Genomic DNA, 17961 nt, shown 5'->3' on the forward strand with positions numbered 1-17961 from the left:
GGTCAACTCTCCAGCCGGATGCGCGGATCGAGCGCGGCGATGGCGATCTCGGACAAAAGCTGTATCAGCACCGCAATCAGCACCGCGCCGAGGATCAGCGCCTGCAGCACCAGATAGTCGCGGTTCTGGACACTGGAGACCGCAAGCTGGCCCAGCCCGTTGCGGGCGAATATCGCCTCGATGACGATCGCGCCGCCGAGCAGTTCGCCGGCTCTAAGTCCGATCGCGACGATCGCAGGGCCGAGGCTGTTGCGCAGCAGGTGCCGGCGCATCAGTCGGCCCGGCGGCACGCCCTTTGCCTTGGCAAGATCGATGAAGTCTTCACCGCGCACCGAATTGATCGCTGTGTTCAAAAGCCTGGCGACAACCGCCGCCTGCGGCAGCGCGAGCGCGAAGGCCGGCAGGATGAGGAACTGCAGCCCCTTCAACGGGTCGCGCAGCAGGCCGATCTCACCGCTGACAGGCAGGATCGGGAAGGCAATGCCGAGCAGCAGGATCAAAAGCAGGCCGGTCAAGAAGGGCGGCGTCGCGAGGCAGACAGTGTTGAGAATGTCGAGCCCTGCCCTGGTGGACTGGTGGCGCAACGTTGCCGACAGGATGCCGAGCGTGAAGCCGATGGCGATCATCAGCACCAGCGCCAGCGTGGCAAGCTCGATCGTGCTTTCCAGGCGGCTGAGGATCAGCGTCGAGACCGGCCGGCGCATGGCGAAGGACCGTCCCAGATCGCCATGCAGCAGGTTCCAGATCCAGCTGAAATATTGTTCGTAGAGCGGCCCGTTGAGGCCGATCTGTTCGCGTATCGCAGCAAGCTGTTCCGGGCTCGCATCTGATCCCGCCAGCGCCACGGCTGGATCGCCCGGCGCCAGTCGCGGCAGGATGAAGGCAATGAGCGAACTCGCGATCGCCACCATCGCCACTGAAGGGAATTTCTTGAGGAGGAAGGTCAGCATCTCACTCGGCCAGATAAGCCTCGCCATAAAGCATCTGCGAACGAAGAGTCGTCTTGACGCCCTTCAGCGTACCCGAGAGGATCGTCTGGCCCGGCGTCTGCAGCAGGGAGAGGCTAAACGCCTCGTCGAGCATATACTCCGAAAGCGCCTTCACTGCTTTGTCGGTGGCGTCCGGCGAATTGGCCGCCGTTACCGCATTGCGCAGGGTGACATACTGGTCGGTCCACAAGCCGGACGGGTTGCCCTGGCGGAGCGATGGAAGCGAAGAAAGCAGCGTCGCCGTGCTGAAACCGACCTGGCCATGGATCAGCAGGAAGGCCGGGCCTAGATCGCCTGCAACCTGCCGTTTGTCGAAATCCGCAACGTCGAGGACCACTGCTTCCGGCGCAAGCCCGATTTCCTTGAGATTATTCTGAACGATCTCGAAAATACTCCGATTCGCCGGGATGGAGGGCACGATGATCGGCACCTTGGCGCCCGTGGCGCCAGCCTTCTCGATCAGCGCCTTGGCCTTCGCCGGATCATAGCTGTAGCGGTTCGCCTGCTCCTCACCATAACCCGGCGAGCCGACACCCCAGAAGAGATCGGTCGGAGTACCGATACCGCCAAATACCTGTTCGTTGATACGCTGGCGGTCGATCGCATAACCGAGTGCCTGGCGCACTTCCTTCTTGTCGAACGGCGGCTTGGTAACATTGACGCCAAACGGATAGATAGCACCGCCGGAATTCAGGAACTGGTATTGCGGGTTGCCCTCGAACTCGACGAGGTCGTTCTGCGAAAGTCCCGTCGCCATGCCGGAACGGCCGCTGCGCAGCGCCGAAACCGATGCGGTGCTATCGGTGATGATCGCGAATTCGATCGAGTCGAGATAGGGCAGGTTCTTGTCGCGGTAACCGGTATAGCGCTCCAGCATGATCGAGGCGCCCGGCGTCCATTTGGCGAACTTGAACGGGCCGGTGCCGATCACCTGGGAACCGTCCTCGCGCTTGGCATAGGTTTCCTTGTCGATGACATTGGCCTCTTCGAACAGGTCGAAGATGTTGGCGAGCGGCTTCTTGAACTTGATCGTCAGCGTCGTCGGACTGGTGACGTCGATGCTCTGGAATTCCTTGGCGATGAAGCCGACCTGAGCGGCCGTTTCCGGCAGGGCCATGGACTCCAGTGTGAATTTCACATCGTCGGACGTCATCTTGCGGCCGGTATGGAATGTCACGTCGTCGCGCAGCACGATATCCATCGAAAGTCCATCGGCGGCCACTTTCCAGGACTTGGCGAGCAGAGGTTTGACTTCGAAGGTCTTGGGGTCGGTCTGGGTCAGCGTTTCGAAGACGTTCTTCACCCAAGGCGAATTGCCGGCACGCAGTGTCAGGATGTTGCGTGGCTGGGCGTCCGCCGTCTGCGAGACCGTAATTGAACCGCCACGAACCGGCTTGCTATCCTGGGCTTTCGCCGGAACGGTGGCACAGAGACCAAAGGCCAGAACGGTCGAGAAAATCATCCCGCCGATGGGGCGGGCATGGCGAATTGCAGGCAAAATCCTGTTGGTCATCAATCTTCCTCCCGAGTGCGACCGAACAGGCGCGACGCGCCTGCCTCCTCCGGTCATCAAGCGCGTAATTATACCGAGCGCTCGCTAGATTTAGCGTCGCTGGGTTTTCCCCGTTTGTCAAGCTCGCCATGTGCCATTTGAGCAGCCTCAGTACATCTCCACTTTTGGGGGAGGCGAAAAACGAACCCGATGCGGCGAACAACAGTCAGCAATGCATACGTGCCCCCGTCGGTCCATCGCCGGAAACTCGGTCACCAACGACATTCCTTCATCGAGAGAACCAGGTCACCGATATGTTTCCCAATCACGGCACGGGTAAACATATCGCCAAAAAGCGTATCCTGGCTCTCACCGGTCAGGTCGGCATGAGCCGGTGCAGCTGGCATAGTTGGCCCCCTTGCTACGTCCTCCCTAACAACATCTATGCGGCTGCATTGGCGGCCCCATACGGGCGCCAAAGACGGTGCGGATCGAGCTTCGCAACCGTATCAACGCGGCCATGGACGAGTTGAACTATGTGCCGAACCGGCTTGCCGGTGGGCTTTCCGGCACGCGGTCGGACATTGTAGGCGTCGTCGTGACCTCACTCTACTATTCGGAATTCGCCAGCATCATAGATGCCTTGCAATCGGCACTTCTCGAGCATGACCTGCAGGTGATGCTCGCCAATACCCGCTATGATGCGGACCAGGAACTGCGGCTGGTCCGTTCGCTCCTCAGCTGGCGACCGGCCGCGGTTGCCATCATCGGCGTGGATCACCCACCCAAGGTGGTGGAATTGCTCAAGGCTTCCGGCGTTCCGATCATCGAGATGTGGGATACCGGCGGCGCGGTGATCGACACCGCTGTCGGGTTCGACCATGCCCGAGTCGGATTCGCCCAAGCTCAGCATCTGATAGAGCAAGGTTACCGACGCATCGCCTTTGTCGGCAGTGTCCGTGATAACGACAAGCGCGCCCAGAAACGCCTAAGCGGCGTGCAGGCTGCGGCGGCCGAAGCCGGCCTTCCCGACATCGTAAGGCACACGACCCAGCAGAACGGCAGTCCAGAACTGGGGGAACGGCTTGCCGCCGACCTTCTGAAGAACCATACGGAGATCGACGCAATTGTCTGCAACAGCAACGTCGTCGCTTTCGGCGTGCTGAATGAGGCGAGACGGCTCGGCAGGAGAATACCGGAAGATATCGGCGTGATTGCTTTCGGGGACAACGAGGCGGCCAGTTGCATGACGCCCTCGCTGACCACAATCCGGCCCGACCGCGAACGCATCGGCAAAGCCACGGCCGATGCCATCATTGCTAGGATCGATGGTGCGCCGCCGAGAGCGACGACAGTCGAGTGGAGCTTGATGGTGCGCGAGAGCACGCAGCGTCCACGTTGATGTGTCACGTAGTCTCGCTGATAACTTTTGGAAATCGGTAAGCGCCTCAACGCTATTATACAAGAATCTGATCGCGAGCTACCGGAAGACGCAGGACCAAGTTTGCCGCGGGCAAGCCTGGTCCGCGTTCCCCGGCAAAGTCCACAACGCAGTAGCGCATAAAATGCAGACCGCTATCTTAGCCAGCTTGATTCACGCATCAAAGGTTCGCTTCAAGCTTTTCAAACGGAAGGTTTTCGCCAGGGGCAGCGAGTTCGGTCTGATCGCTTGCGCGGCGTTGATCGGCATCGCATCAGGTGTTGCGGTATGTGGCATGAGCTGGATCTCGAAGGCCCTTCACAGCATGATTTTCGGCATATCCCATAACGAGTGGCTGAGCTCTTCAACGATTGACGACAAGCTGCTGCTGCTCTGCGCGCCGATCGCCGGAGGAATAGTTATGGGCTTGGTGTTCCTCGTTCTGCGTAAGCGGCGCAATCGCCCAATCGTCGATCCGATTGAAGCCAACGCGCTCTACGGCGGCCGCATATCGCTGACCGACAGTGTCATCGTTGCTGGTCAGAACCTGATTTCCAATGGGTTTGGAGCTTCGGTGGGTTTGGAAGCGGGCTATACCCAACTCTCATCAGGAATCGCGTCTAAGCTCGGACATCGGCTTAATTTTCGAAGGGAAGATCTACGCGTCCTGGTCGGCTGCGGCGCGGCCGGCGCCATTGCGGCAGCCTTCAACGCACCGCTGACAGGCTCATTTTATGCGTTCGAACTTATTATCGGTACCTACAGTACCGTTGCCCTCGCACCGGTGGTGGTTGCCGCCATTCTTGCGACCATTGTCGCACGAACTCTGGCTGGAGACACGTTTCTTATCGAAATTGGCGACATAGGAGTCATTGCACCACGAGATTTTTTGCCCGCCATCCTGCTTGGCGCATGCTGTGCTGGTATCGGCATCTTGATCATGAAGGGTGTCGCCTTAACCGAGCAGCTTGCGCGCAAGAGTTCGATCCATGCTGCTATCCGCCCGGCGCTAGGAGGCACCGTTGTGGGCCTCTTGGCTATGGTCACCCCGCAGGTGCTGTCCGCCGGCCATGGCGCACTTCATCTCAATTTGGAAACCGAGAGCAGCGTCGTCGCGCTTGCTTTCATTTTCGTCCTTAAGGCGACTGCTTCTGCCGTATCGATCGGCTCCGGGTTTCGCGGTGGCCTTTTCTTCGCATCCCTTTTCATGGGCGCGCTGCTCGGCAAAATCTTTGCCGTCCCGATGGATCTGACCATCGGCGGCTCCCTTACGCCGACTGTCCACGCCGTTGTGGGCATGAGTTCACTCGCGGTGGCTTTGATCGGTGGCCCGCTGACGATGACATTTCTCGCTTTGGAAATCACCGGCGACTTTCCGATTACCGCCCTGGTGCTCGCTGCCGTGATCACGTCGTCACTCGTTGTAAGGACGACCTTCGGTTACTCCTTCGCCACCTGGCGCTTTCATCTTCGCGGCGAGAGCATCCGCAGTGCCCACGATATCGGCTGGATACGCAATTTGACAGTCGATAAGCTGATGCGCCCGGACGTGAAGAAGGCAAAGGCAGGTATTTCATTGCAGGAGTTTCGCGCAGCGTTTCCGCTTGGCTCCACGCAAAGAGCCATTCTGGTCGATGACGACGACCGGTACATCGGCATAATACTCGTTCCGGAAGTTTACCGCGATGTAACGTCCGGCGAGGAGGCCGGGACACTGGAGAAATTTATTCGATATCGCAACGAGTTTCTCCAGCCGCAGATGAACGCAAGACAGGCGGCAACGATCTTCGAGAAAACCCGCAGTGAGGCGCTTGTCGTCGTCAACAATATCATCGAGCGTCGAATAATTGGCCAATTGAGTGAAGCCCATACGCTGCGCCGGTATAGCGAGGAACTTGATCGCCGCCGCCGGGAGGCAGTTGGGGAGACGCTTTGAGGACTTTCTTCAACGTCAAAAAGGCATAAGGGAGGGTGCTGAAATGAAAATACTCAGATGCATTTGCTCTTGCTTCAGAAATTATGATCGACAGGATGTGGATGTCACCGAAACGACATCTCTGAGCGAGTTGAAGCCGCAACACGGTTCGCTCGGAGGGGACCTTCCTCATCTTCGGGAGACGGGAAAAATGTCACGCACCAAAGATAATTTTGATCGTCTCACCACCAAAGATCTGTTCCCTATGTGGTAAAGAGGAATAGGCCTCGTCAATCTTTTCTGAAGAGTAATGAGGCCATCCAGCCGGTCAGCAGCGCCGTGAGAACAGCCGACAGGCCATAGATCAACGGTTGCCGCACAGCTGCGTCGGCAATCCCTTGTTCAAAACCGGCCTTGCGGATCCGAATTGGTTTCGTTCGAGAAACGATTAGGTTTTTGTCGCGGTATAACTGCGCGCGGACGACGTAGACTCCAGGAGGGGTGTTGGCAGGAAGCAAACTTCGCGATTTGAAGAGACTTGAACCCAGAAACTCCACCCCACCCGCTACTGTCTGAAATGCTCCAGAGGCCTTGTTTAATTGCAGGAAAGCCTGCTGATATTCATCGGTAGAGCCGACGCCACCGGCGTCGTAACGAGACATCAATGGCAGTTGATCCGAACCAAGGCCGATCTGGGCAGCGCGGCTATCGAGTCCAAGATCAGCCACCCCGTCTGTGGTCGATAATGAATAGACTGAAGGCACAGCGCTGAAATCGACGCTTTTCGTATTGATCCAGACGCCCAGAACACGTTCTTTCTTGCGAACCGTCAGGTTGCGCTTGGGGCCTTCCAGCGCGACGACCAGATTATAGCGTTTTTGCTGAAGGAGGTTCTGATCATATCCAAGAATTGCTCCGAAAATGGTAATCTCAGCGCCACGGAAGTCAGAGGCAATCATGATCTCATTGGTGGATGTACCAATCTCAAGGGCTTCTCTGCCAATGACAGGCGCTGGTTCACCGGATTGAGCGGCAGCGGAAAACGCGAGCGACACAAAAGCGACTGCGGCCAATAGAGTTGCCTGTACCATCAGAAGCCTGCCGTTGGGACGACGGAGTAGATATTGGACGGGGCCAGCAGAAGGTCGACCAGCAACCGCACTCCGACGGCCAGCACCAATAGGGCCAACAACGCGCGAAGCTGCTCACCGCGTAGTTTCTGGCCTACGCGGACGCCGTATTGCGCGCCCAGCACTCCGGCGATCATCAAGACCGACGCAAGCACAATATCGACGGACCGATTTGTGACGGCCTGGATGACGACGGTATAGGCTGACACAAAGATGATCTGGAACAGGGAGGTACCAACCACGACATTGGTTGGAACCCGAAGCAGGTAGATCATGGCTGGAACCAGGATGAAGCCGCCCCCGACACCCATGACCGAGGTGAGTATCCCAATAACAAAGCCTAGCGCGGCTACCGGGATCGCGCTCAGATAAAGTTTTGACCGCCGGAATCTGACCTTCAACGGCAGGCGATGGATCCAGTTATGCTGCCGCACTCTGATTTTCGACGGAACAGGATTTCGAGATGACCTCAGTGCCTGAACGCTTTCGATCAGCATCAGGGATCCGACGGTGCCAAGCAGCACGACATAGAGAAGAGAAATGGCCAGATCCAACTGACCGAGTCGGCGAAGGAGCGCGAAAATAAAACTCCCCAAGGTCGCGCCAAACAGACCGGCAACCAGAAGGATGGATCCCATCTTTAAATCGACCGTACCACGGCGGAAATGGGTCAAGGCGCCGGACACCGACGACGCCACGACCTGGTTTGCACCGGTCGCAACCGCAACGACCGGTGGAATGTTGTAGAAGATCAGCAGGGGAGTGATCAAAAAACCGCCTCCAACCCCGAACATCCCGGAAAGGAAACCAACGGCACCTCCCATGCCCAATATGATGAGAATGTTGACCGAGAGTTCGGCGATAGGAAGATAGATCGTCACCTTTGCCGGCGCCCGTTCGCTACGATTTGAAATTCGGTTGCAGCCTCGTCCGCCTTGCAGGCGGGCACGTGGGCCAGATGGTCATCTTACACCCCTCCCTTTCAAGGAGGGGCCACTCACCGTCAATCGCCGTCCTGATGGGCATCGTTGATCGGAGTGCGCCCTGAATTGGATCCCAGCTTCACGCTCGCGAGCGTCCAGCCTTGAGTCTTCAGCGTGCCCCTGATGCGCCATTTCAGAATTTCGGCGATAAGCTCCTGTTTGGTCCCCTGGTGAGCCGGATCATTCCAGAGATTGTTCATTTCTTTGGGATCGAATTCCATGTCGAACAATTGCCCCTCGTCGCTGTCGACGAAATGGACGAGTTTGTAGCGCTGGCTGCGGATCATCGTCATGAACTCGGTGCCGCTAAAGATGCGATCGCCGGCATGCTCTGAAAAGACAAATTTTCTCGGTTCGCATTCCTCGCCTTTCAAGTAGGACAGCAGCGATTGCGCCTCCATCCAGTTGGGTACCGGCAGGCCGACAAGCTCAAGAACAGTCGGCGCAAAATCGAAGAGCGAGACGAGATCGTCGACCACCCTCCCCTGCGCGACCCGGCCTGGCGACCACACGATTGCCGGAACACGGACGCTCTGCTCATACATCGACCATTTCTGGCTGTGGCCGTGGTCGTTCAGGCTGTCTCCATGATCGGAGGTGAATATGAAGATCGTATCCTCCAGCACCCCGCGTCGCTCGACGGCTTCAATGAGCTTGGCCATCTGAGCGTCGATCATGGAGACGTTCGCGAAGTAGTGCTGCCGTTGCCGACGCAACTGCTCCTTTGACGGATGGGGCAGATGGACGACCGCGTCGTGATCGACCGCAAGGTGCTGCTCGCGAAGTTTCTTCAAAGCGGCCGGCTGCCCGGCATTGTCCTCATCGCTGAGGATGGCCTCCGGCAGGTCTGCATCCGCATAAAGATCGAGATATTCCTGGGTCGGATCATAGGGCGGATGCGGACCGGGTATGCCAACCTGCAGGAAGAACGGCTCTGTTCCCTTATAGGAATCGAGCCACATCTGCGCAAACTCAGGAACAAAATTGTCGGAGTGAAGCTCCTCTGGCAGTTCCCAGACGAAGGCGCCGAGCGAGGAGCGGTAATCTTCCCGCCGGCGATAGGTTACACGACTCGGTTTTTCGAAACCGCGGGCCCAGATCGCCTTATCCCAATGGTCGAGGAAGAATGGCAGGCGGGCCGTGGCGCGGTCCTTGTTCTCGACGACGTGCCTTTCATGAAAGCCGAAGGAATCTTCGAAAGGCGAAGTATGCATCTTGCCGATGTTGACACAGCGATAGCCGGATTCCGCGAGCTGTTGAACCCAGCTGAATGCCCAAGGCTCATCGTTACGGAACACGCCGTTTGTATGCGGATAGACACCGGTGAAAAGGCTCGCACGCGACGGCGCGCAGGACGGCGAAGTGACATAGGTCTGGCGAAAGTAAGTGCCTTCTCTTACCATTCGGTCGAGCGTCGGGGTCTTCATATAGGGGAAACCACCGGCCGCAATCGTGTCGAAGCGCTGCTGGTCCGTGATGACGAAGATTATATTCGGGCGTTTTTGCGACTTGGTCACCCATTCCTCCAACGATTGACGGCGTCCTTGGCTCACCTAGCCGGACGCGCGGATGATGTGCTCGAAACCGAGATTGATTGAAACCGGCGCGCCTTCGCCCCGGAACCTTTGCAGCAGAAGCTCGCCGGCTTGCCGGCCGATCTCGCGATCGGGGGGACGTACAGAGCTTAACGATGGTGACGCTTCGGCCGAGAAATCAAAGTCCCCGTAGCCGCAGAGCTTCAGTTCGTCCGGGATGCGAATGCCCCGGCGACCGGCTTCAAAAAGTGCGCCGAGGCAAAGCATGTCGTTGGAGAAGAAGATCGCTTGAGGACGCTGCGGCCGGCTCATCAGGTCGGCAAATGCCGCCGCTCCCGCTTTGGATGAGGCACGCTCCTGAAGGAGAAATTCCTCAAGGTGAAGTCCTTCGTCGCGCGCGACGTCCCGAAAACCTTGACCTCGATCTTCGGCGCGATGATCGCCCGGCAGCGCCACAAGCGCAAGACCGAGATGCCGGATACCGGATGAAGCGAAATGCCTTGCAACTCGTCGGCCGACGTCGCGGTGGGAGAAGCCGATATTGCTGTCGATGGCGCCTTCCAGGAATTCGCCGACCTCCACGACCGGCAGGCCGTCTTCCACCAACAGTCTCAGGGTGCCTCGCGAGTGATGCCGACCCACAAGCACGATACCCGCCGGCGACCAAGAGAGAAGCGATTTGACGAGGTCTTCCTCGCGATCCGGGGAGTAATCGCTGGATGCAACCATTGCCTGATAGCCCTGGCGGTTGAGAACACCACTAAGCTCTTCGAGCATTAATGCGAAAACGGAATTGTTGAGCGTCGGAACTACCACTGCCACTGTGCGACTGCGTTTTGCGGCGAGGCTGCCCGCCATCACATTCGGCACATAGGCAAGTGCTTGCGCAGCATCAGAAATCCGTTGCCGGATCTTTCCCGAAACCGCGTGCGGCTCGCGATAGGAGCGCGACACGGTCGTCAGAGAGACGCCTGCCATGCGCGCGACATCGGCCATTTTGGGACGGCGGGATAAGGGTGGCTTCACAACGACGCCCGATGTAATTTTGGAAACGCTTCCATCTCTCGTTTCTAAATAGATTTCGCTGAATAGTCAACGCAATTTCCATCTTGACGCGTTGCATGAAAACGCTACCATCGGCGTGCAGAATTTGAATGAAAGTCGGACAGCTGATGGCGACAGTGCTGATTACTGGCTGCGATCGCGGCCTTGGACAGGAATTCGCATTACAATATGCGAGCAAGGGTAATCATGTTATCGCCACCTGCCTTGACCCCGATCAGCTAGCCGGCCGCCAGACGTTCGGTTCGAATGTCGATCTTGTCAGGTTGGACGTGACCGATGAAGCCGCCGTCGTGCGGCTCGCTGACACACTCGAAGGCACCACGATCGATGTACTCGTCAACAATGCCGGCATTCCCGGCCCACATCCGGTGCTCGACGAGACCGACATGGTGCTCTGGCGCAAGATGCTGGAGGTAAACCTGATCGCGCCTTTTGTTGTTTCAAGGGCATTTGCCGGGCATGTCGCGAGTAGCGAGCAGAAGGTCATCGCGTTCATCTCCAGCCGTATGGGCTCAATCTCCCTTAATAATACCGGAAGATCATATGCTTACCGCTCCAGTAAGGCGGGTCTCAACATGATCATGAAAAGCCTGGCGATCGATCTCGGGCCTCGGCAGATCTGCGTCATCGGTCTGCATCCCGGCAAAGTCGTGGGCGCCGACGTAGCCGGTCTCTCGGCTAAAGAAAGTGTTGAGCGCATGCGCGGCGTGATCGAGGAGTGCGGACCGCATCAGACTGGCGCCTTTTACAATTACAATGGCCAAATTCTTCCCTGGTGATCGCATTCGGGAGAGGCAAGATGCCCGGACAACAGATCCATGCAATCGTCGTCATGGGCGTCAGCGGATGCGGAAAGTCGTCGGTTGGAAAGCGGCTCGCCCAGTTGCTCGCCTGCGAGGTCGTTGAAGGGGATGAATTGCACCCTCTGTCCAACGTTCAGAAAATGTCCGAAGGTGTACCGCTGACGGATGAAGATCGATGGCCTTGGCTGGACTTGGTTTGAAACAAGATCACCCACGTGGTCAACGAAAGGCAATCCATCGTTGTCTCCTGCTCCGCACTTCGGCGTGACTACCGACAGCATCTCAGGCGCGGTCAGGAACAACGTCTCGCATTCATTTTCCTGGATGGGACATCGGAGCTCCTCAAAGCCCGCATGACCGCGCGAGAAGGGCATTTCATGCCGCCTTCTCTGTTGGCAACCCAGCTTGCCACGCTGGAAAACCCGTCGGGCGAAGACGGTGTTATGACCGTCTCTATCGATAACGAGGTCGAGCAAATCGCGCTTGAGGCTGCTGCGAGAATTCAGGCCAGAAGCTTCTAAGAACGTTCGTCAAACAGGGTCGCCGGCAGCCCCGAGACCGGGACCGGCATGCTGAACAGACTTCCCGAATGGGGGAATTTAACGAGTTCCGCTTCGGACCGTCCCACGCGCGCAGTCGTGACGTAAAGGGTTCTTAGATCCCCACCCCCAAAAGCGATCATTGTCGGACAGCGCGCAGGCAAAAAATGTTCTTCCATCATCGTCCCGTCCGGATCATAGCGCCGTATCCTGCCGCCATTGAAGAGCGCTATCCAATAACATCCCTCGGAATCGACTGCCGCACCATCCGGCCGACCTTCATCACTCTCTGTCCGAAGAAATACCGCGCTCGGTCCAATTCTACCTGTCGACGGATCGTAGGGACATTTCCAGACCGTGCTCTTTGGCGAGTCGGCATAATACAGCGTCTGTCCATCCGGCGAAAACGCGATTCCGTTCGACACGGTGATGCCTGGTACCAGCACTCGAAGATCGCTATCGCTATAATGGTAGAGGTTCGCCAGGCCGCCTACACGCTTCTCGTCGATTGTGCCGAGGACCATGCGGCCCGCAGGGTCGATCTTGCCGTCGTTGAAACGACTTGACGCGTTGTCTTCCGGATTGTCGGCCAGTTTCCGTTCTAGTTTGCCATTGCGATCCAGCAGCCAAAGTCCGCTTCTCAGGCCGGCGACAAAACCGCCGCCCGGTCGCAAGCCTATGCAGCCAATATCCTCCGGAACGGAAGCTGCGACGTGAACGCCGGACGCGGGTTCGAAGGAATGCAGTCTCCTTCCGCTGATATCGATAAAATAAAGAACGCCGTCCTGACGCGACCAAACCGGAGATTCTCCGAGTTCCGCCCTGATATCGAGCGCGACTTCGAAACCCATGCCACTCTCCCCATGCCCATCACCATCCACCAGGGACAACCCCGGACGCCAAACTATCGTCCACAGCATCAACCACTTCCGCGCACCACAAGTTCGAACCCTACGTCTATTTTCCTGGAGACGGGTTCCTCACCACGGATCAGCGTGAGCAGCATCTCGACCGCCTTCGCCGCGATTTCCGCCCTCGGCGGACGGATCGTGCTGATCGTCGGCACGCTTTGAGAGGAAAAAGGCAGATCGCCAAAGCCGCAGAGTTTGAGATCGCCCGGCACTCGGATGCCGCGTCGTTGACATTCGAAGAGCCCTCCGAGGGCCAACGCATCGTTTGAAAAGAACACCGCCTCCGTGTCCGGCTGAAGCCGCAACACTTCGCTAAGGCCTTCGGCACCACCTTCCGGGCTCGCGCGCCCGTTGGCCGTCACATCCAAAACGCCCGTCATTCGGAGTTCCAGTGCCGCTTGCCTGAAGGCGCTCGTCCTTTTTCCCGCGCGTGGATCGATATCGGCCGCGGAACCGACAACGGCCACCTTACGACACCCGATTCCGAAGAAATACCGCGCCACCTTTTCGCCGACCTCGCGATGGGAAAAGCCGACGGCACAGTCAATCGAGGCGTCTCGTTCCCAGGTCTCTATGACCGGGATATTGGCTGTCAGAAGTGAGGTTATGGTGGGCCGTGAATGCTGGTTTCCAACTAGGATCACGCCAGCAGGAGACCAGGACAGGAAGTTGACGACGATCCGTTCCTCTTCCGTGGAAGAATAATTGCTATGGCCGATGAGGGTATAGTAGCCTTGCCGGCTCAAGAGCTCCGTCACTTCCTCGACCATGACTGCAAACGCGGTGTTCCGCACTGAGGGAATAATAAGCCCAATGATCCGGCTCTGCGTTGCGGAGAGACCGCCGGCAAAAAAGTTCGGCACGTACGACAGCCGCTCCATGGCGGCGGCGACACGCTCCCGCACATCCTGCGAGACCATTTCGGGATTACGCAACACCCTAGAGACAGTCGTATTGGAAACGCCGGCCAGTTTGGCAACGTCAGCCATCTTGGCCCTAGTATTTTTCTGTTCTTGCCGCTTCCGCTGCACCTGACGGCTCCATCTGAATTCGAGCCGGATGATAGAGAGATCGCACGGGCAGGAAAAGCCAATACGTTCGACATACTTGGAAATCGCTTCCATCCGGACGAAGCCGTTTTATAGTCGGCAGCCTGCGAGTAAATTTGCCGACAATGTGAAAACGCTATCATTGGAGCGAGATATGAATATCCTGCAACTGTCACCCCTTCCTGAGACGGCGGAAGATGCCCTGCGGCGGCAGTTCAATGTCATCGGGCCCGCCTCCTGGCGCTCCCAGCCGAAAGACAGTATCGATGAAACCGTGTTCGGCATTGCCTCGAATGCAAAAGGGACGATCGACAAGGACCTCATGGACCGGCTTCCCAATCTTCGGGTCATCGCCTGTTTCGGCGCCGCCACCGACTATGTTGACAAGACCGAGGCAAACCGGCGGGGGATTCGGGTCTCGAATACGTCGAGGGCGCTGGCCGACGACGTTGCGGATTTCGCGATCGGCCAGATGCTCGGACTTGTTCGAGGAATCGCCGCTGGTCACCAACATGTGGCCAGCGGATCCTGGATGACGTCCCCTATGCGGATGACGCGCTCGCTGACCGGCCTCAACCTTGGCATCGTCGGCCTCGGTGCGATCGGCCTCGAGATATCGAGCCGTGCTTCCGCTTTCAAGATGCAGATCGGCTACCATAACCGGCGTCCCGCTGTCAGGACCGATGCCCGCTATTTCGGTTCTGTCCTCGAACTCGCTACCTGGGCCGATATCCTCGTCCTGTCCTGCCCGGGTGGTGCGGAGACGCAGGGCCTGGTCGACGGGACCATCCTCCAGGCACTCGGCCCGCGGGGTTTTCTCGTCAATATCGCAAGAGGCAGCGTGGTCAAGCAGACGGCACTTTTTCAAGCCTTGCAGTCTGGAGCCATTGCCGGCGCCGCGCTGGACGTGTTCGAAACCGAACCTTTCGCGCCGACGAAAGAGTTGCCGAATCTTCTTCTGACGCCGCACGCGGCAAGCAGCACCGAAGAATCGCGGCAGCGCATGGCCAACATGATGATCCAGTCGCTTATAGACGTCACCGAACAGATCCGTGGTTGAGCGCTATCGCGTAAAAGAAGACGGGCTCAATCCTGAACGTATCGAGCCCGTTGTGCAGAAGAACCGAACGCGTAACCGTCCTATTCTTCCTCCTCGAACGTCTCCTCGCGCTTGCGGCGCACCGAAGGCAGCACGATCACCAGGATGACCGAGAGCGTGACGATCAGCAGTCCAAGACTGATCGGGCGCTGCAGGAAGATCGACGGATCGCCGCGCGACATCAGCATGGCCCGACGCAGGTTTTCCTCGAAAAGCGGGCCAAGAATGAAGCCCAGCGCCAGCGGCGCCGGCTCGAACTGAAGTCGATAAAGGATATAGCCGAGCACGACGAAGAAGGCCGTCGTATAAAGGTCGAAGGTCGCATTCGAAATACTGAAAACACCGATCGCGCAGATGAGAAGGATTGCCGGGAACATCACGCGGTAAGGTACCCTTAGCAGCGACACCCACATCCCTATGAGGGGCAGGTTGATGACCAGCAGCATCAGGTTACCGATCCACATGGAGGCGATGAGGCCCCAAAACAGTTCCGGCTGCTGTGTAATGACCCGTGGGCCTGGAATGACGCCATGGATGGTTAGCGCTCCAATCATGACCGCCATGACAGCATTCGACGGAAGCCCAAGCGTCAACATCGGAATGAACGACGTCTGTGCCGCAGCGTTATTGGCGGCCTCCGGGCCTGCAACGCCAGCCGGCGCCCCGTGGCCAAAACGGCCCGGATTGCGCGACAGCTTCTTCTCGATCGCATAGGATGCATAAGAGGCCAAAACCCCGCCGCCACCCGGAAGCACGCCAAGGAGCGATCCGATCAGGGTGCCGCGCAAGGCCGGCATGGTCGACTCCTTGACCTCCTGCCGGTTCGGCAGCAGGCTGCCGATCTTGGCGATCGATCCGTGCTTCTCTTCGCCATCGAGATTGCGAATGATCTGCGAGATCCCGAACACGCCCATCGCGATCGGCACGAAACCCATTCCGTCAAAAAGTTCTGGAAGCCCGAAGGTGAAGCGCAGCACGGCCGTGCTGGTGTCGGTGCCAACCATGCCGAAGAGCATTCCAAGAAGGATCATGCCGATCGCGCGCAGGATCGAGCCATGCGCAAGAATGATCGCGCCGACCAAGCCAAGAAGAAGAAGTGAAAAATATTCCGGCGCTTGAAAGCGGATAGCGAGCGTTGCGAGTGGCGGGCTTGCGTAGGCTATCAAAATCGTGGCGATCGTGCCGGCAACGAAAGACGATATTGCCGCGATCGCCAGCGCAGCACCGGCACGTCCGAGCTGGGCCATCTTGTGTCCGTCGAGACATGTGACGACGGACGAAGACTCTCCGGGAATGTTGACCAGAATGGCCGTCGTGGAACCGCCGTACTGCGCACCGTAATAAATGCCCGCCAGCATGATGAGTGCCGCTTCAGGCGTCAGGTGGAAGGTGATGGGCAAAAGCATTGCCAGCGTCGCGACTGGTCCGAGGCCTGGTAGAACGCCGATCAGTGTTCCGATTAGGCAGCCGATCAGGCAAAACAGGATATTGTAGGGGGTGACCGCGACGGAAAGCCCTAGCCACAGATTGTCAATGATACTCATTAGAGGATCCAGTCAGGCAGAAGATGCATAGGCAGTCCCAGGCCGAGAATGAAGATCACGTAGGCGGCTGCTGTGAAACACACAGAGAGAATGGCTACTTCCCTGAGCCGGAAGTCACGTCCGCCGGCCGCAGCCAGGAATACGAGCACGACGCTAGCGACGATCAACCCGCCATGGGTGAGAAGCAACCCGAACGCGATCAGTGCAAACGGAAAGAGGATCAGTGGACGCCAGTTTATGGCGCCCAAAGAGTCGACTGCGGCGTTCGCACTCGTCACCATGATGAGAGTGCCGACAATAATCAGACCGCCACACAGCAGAAGGGGAAAATACGCTGGACCCATCCGTGCCGCCGTCCCGATCGGATAGGTGCTGGCGATGACTGCACCTGCCGCCCCGATGCAGAAAAGCAATAATCCAGACAAGGTCTCCCGATTGACCAACCTACTTGGCACAAGCCCCTCCATAAATTTCCTTGCCAAACCTGGAATCTGTGCTGATTACTCGCTCTTGGCGCCGCTCTCGACAATCAGCTTGTCCCAGTAGGTGATGCTGTCTTGCAGCTCCTTGTCGAAGGCGGCCGCGCTTTCGGTGCTGGAGATGAACCCGACCGCCGCAAGCTTGTCCCTGACGTCGGGCTCCATGACGATCTCGCTGATATCCTTGTTAAGCTTTTGCACGATATCGGCCGGCATTGCCTTCGGCCCCCAAAAGCCGAAGACCTGATTGGCTTCGAAGTCCTTGATACCTGCTTCGGCCATGGTCGGAGCATCAGGAAAATCCTTCAATCGCTGTCCGCTGGTGACGCCGATGGCCCGCAGCTGGCCACCCTCGATGAACGGCTTGACCAGCGGCACAGGCGCGATGAACATCGCGATATCGCCAGCCAGCAACGCGTTGACCGCCGGCGGCCCGCCAGTAAAGGTGACATGGATCATGTCGGCGCCGGTCTTGTACTTGAAGGCAGCACCAAAGATATGGCCGCCGCTTCCGATCCCTGCCGAACCGTAGCTGGCGGTGCCCTTGTTGTCCTTCGTCCATTTGACAAACTCGGCCACCGTTTTTGCCGGCGTGTTCGCGTTGATCGCCAGGATGGACGGCGCATCGGCGACCTTGGCGATCGTCGTCATGTCAGCGGGAAAGTTGAAGGGCGCCGTCTTCATCGCCGCGTTGAAAACCAGCGAGCTGCCGAGAAACAGGATGGTGTAACCGTCCGGCTTTGCCTGAACGACGTATTGCGCGCCGACATTGCCGCTTGCGCCCGGCCGGTTCACCACAGCGACGGTCTGGCCGTAACGCTGCTGCAACTTGTCTGCCACAAGTCTCGCCGGAATATCGTTCGAGCCGCCAGGCGGCTGGGCGACAATCATTTCAATGGTTTTGCTTGGGTAGGCTTGCTGAGCCAAAGCAGATGCCCCAGCGGCAAGTACTGCGATGGACGCAAGGGCGAAAGTGATCCCAATCTTCATCAGGCGGCTCCTCCAAAC

15 protein-coding genes and 1 pseudogene are annotated in these 17961 nt (G+C 58.1%); 5 read left to right on the plus strand and 11 right to left on the minus strand.

Annotation, left to right across the window (positions count from 1 at the left end):
• Positions 1 to 2: 2 nt before the first annotated feature.
• The gene (locus tag ACSQ3G_RS30490) at positions 3 to 977 is read right to left on the minus strand and encodes an ABC transporter permease (protein ID WP_436112993.1); all 975 of its coding nucleotides are present in this window, start codon (positions 975 to 977) and stop codon (positions 3 to 5) included.
• On the minus strand, positions 952 to 2502 hold the full coding sequence (locus tag ACSQ3G_RS30495; protein ID WP_436112994.1) for an ABC transporter substrate-binding protein: 1551 nt from the start codon (positions 2500 to 2502) through the stop codon (positions 952 to 954). The genes ACSQ3G_RS30490 and ACSQ3G_RS30495 overlap by 26 nt, the downstream gene beginning before the upstream one ends.
• Before the next feature lie 463 nt (positions 2503 to 2965).
• On the opposite strand from ACSQ3G_RS30495, the gene ACSQ3G_RS30500 reads away from it, so the two are divergent.
• Both ACSQ3G_RS30500 and ACSQ3G_RS30505 read left to right on the plus strand, forming a co-directional pair.
• On the plus strand, positions 2966 to 3883 hold the full coding sequence (locus ACSQ3G_RS30500) for a LacI family DNA-binding transcriptional regulator (protein ID WP_436112995.1): 918 nt from the start codon (positions 2966 to 2968) through the stop codon (positions 3881 to 3883).
• A gap of 163 nt (positions 3884 to 4046) precedes the next feature.
• On the plus strand, positions 4047 to 5837 hold the full coding sequence (locus tag ACSQ3G_RS30505; RefSeq protein WP_436112996.1) for a chloride channel protein: 1791 nt from the start codon (positions 4047 to 4049) through the stop codon (positions 5835 to 5837).
• Between the two features lie 269 nt (positions 5838 to 6106).
• Here the strand turns inward: ACSQ3G_RS30505 and ACSQ3G_RS30510 are convergent, their stop codons facing one another.
• The 4 genes from ACSQ3G_RS30510 to ACSQ3G_RS30525 form a co-directional block, all read right to left on the minus strand.
• Positions 6107 to 6907, minus strand: a complete 801-nt coding sequence (locus ACSQ3G_RS30510; RefSeq protein WP_436112997.1) for a TIGR02186 family protein — start codon at positions 6905 to 6907, stop codon at positions 6107 to 6109.
• Positions 6907 to 7827 carry a sulfite exporter TauE/SafE family protein gene (locus ACSQ3G_RS30515; protein ID WP_436112998.1) on the minus strand — a complete coding sequence of 307 codons (921 nt, stop codon included), beginning with the start codon at positions 7825 to 7827 and terminating at the stop codon, positions 6907 to 6909. The genes ACSQ3G_RS30510 and ACSQ3G_RS30515 overlap by 1 nt, the downstream gene beginning before the upstream one ends.
• A gap of 122 nt (positions 7828 to 7949) precedes the next feature.
• Positions 7950 to 9446: a sulfatase family protein gene (locus ACSQ3G_RS30520; protein WP_436112999.1), complete on the minus strand. Its 1497-nt coding sequence runs from the start codon at positions 9444 to 9446 to the stop codon at positions 7950 to 7952.
• Between the two features lie 36 nt (positions 9447 to 9482).
• Positions 9483 to 10460 (minus strand): LacI family DNA-binding transcriptional regulator, encoded by a 978-nt coding sequence (locus ACSQ3G_RS30525; RefSeq protein WP_436113000.1) that lies wholly within the window; start codon positions 10458 to 10460, stop codon positions 9483 to 9485.
• 176 nt (positions 10461 to 10636) lie between these two features.
• Between ACSQ3G_RS30525 and ACSQ3G_RS30530 the strand changes: the two genes are divergently transcribed.
• Together ACSQ3G_RS30530 and ACSQ3G_RS30535 are read left to right on the plus strand one after the other, a co-directional pair.
• Positions 10637 to 11308, plus strand: a complete 672-nt coding sequence (locus ACSQ3G_RS30530) for an SDR family oxidoreductase (protein WP_436113001.1) — start codon at positions 10637 to 10639, stop codon at positions 11306 to 11308.
• A gap of 20 nt (positions 11309 to 11328) precedes the next feature.
• Positions 11329 to 11853: pseudogene (locus tag ACSQ3G_RS30535) on the plus strand (gluconokinase).
• Here the strand turns inward: ACSQ3G_RS30535 and ACSQ3G_RS30540 are convergent.
• Both ACSQ3G_RS30540 and ACSQ3G_RS30545 read right to left on the minus strand, forming a co-directional pair.
• Complete coding sequence (locus ACSQ3G_RS30540) at positions 11850 to 12722, minus strand: SMP-30/gluconolactonase/LRE family protein (protein ID WP_436113002.1); 873 nt, start codon at positions 12720 to 12722, stop codon at positions 11850 to 11852. The pseudogene ACSQ3G_RS30535 and the gene ACSQ3G_RS30540 sit on opposite strands and share 4 nt — an antisense overlap.
• Positions 12723 to 12790: 68 nt before the next feature.
• A complete protein-coding gene (locus tag ACSQ3G_RS30545) occupies positions 12791 to 13906 on the minus strand; it encodes a LacI family DNA-binding transcriptional regulator (RefSeq protein WP_436113003.1) in 1116 nt (371 codons plus the stop codon).
• Between the two features lie 79 nt (positions 13907 to 13985).
• Between ACSQ3G_RS30545 and ACSQ3G_RS30550 the strand changes: the two genes are divergently transcribed.
• On the plus strand, positions 13986 to 14891 hold the full coding sequence (locus ACSQ3G_RS30550) for a 2-hydroxyacid dehydrogenase (RefSeq protein ID WP_436113004.1): 906 nt from the start codon (positions 13986 to 13988) through the stop codon (positions 14889 to 14891).
• 80 nt (positions 14892 to 14971) lie between these two features.
• Here ACSQ3G_RS30550 and ACSQ3G_RS30555 read toward each other — a convergent pair whose 3' ends face one another.
• The 3 genes from ACSQ3G_RS30555 to ACSQ3G_RS30565 form a co-directional block, all read right to left on the minus strand.
• Positions 14972 to 16474: a tripartite tricarboxylate transporter permease gene (locus tag ACSQ3G_RS30555; protein WP_436113005.1), complete on the minus strand. Its 1503-nt coding sequence runs from the start codon at positions 16472 to 16474 to the stop codon at positions 14972 to 14974.
• Positions 16474 to 16899, minus strand: coding sequence for a tripartite tricarboxylate transporter TctB family protein (locus tag ACSQ3G_RS30560; RefSeq protein WP_436113006.1), 426 nt, complete (start codon positions 16897 to 16899; stop codon positions 16474 to 16476). The genes ACSQ3G_RS30555 and ACSQ3G_RS30560 overlap by 1 nt, the downstream gene beginning before the upstream one ends.
• A gap of 75 nt (positions 16900 to 16974) precedes the next feature.
• The gene (locus ACSQ3G_RS30565; protein WP_436113007.1) at positions 16975 to 17943 is read right to left on the minus strand and encodes a Bug family tripartite tricarboxylate transporter substrate binding protein; all 969 of its coding nucleotides are present in this window, start codon (positions 17941 to 17943) and stop codon (positions 16975 to 16977) included.
• Positions 17944 to 17961: the final 18 nt, after the last annotated feature.

The sequence above is a fragment of the Neorhizobium tomejilense genome (assembly GCF_964254135.1).
Lineage (GTDB): Bacteria > Pseudomonadota > Alphaproteobacteria > Rhizobiales > Rhizobiaceae > Neorhizobium > Neorhizobium tomejilense.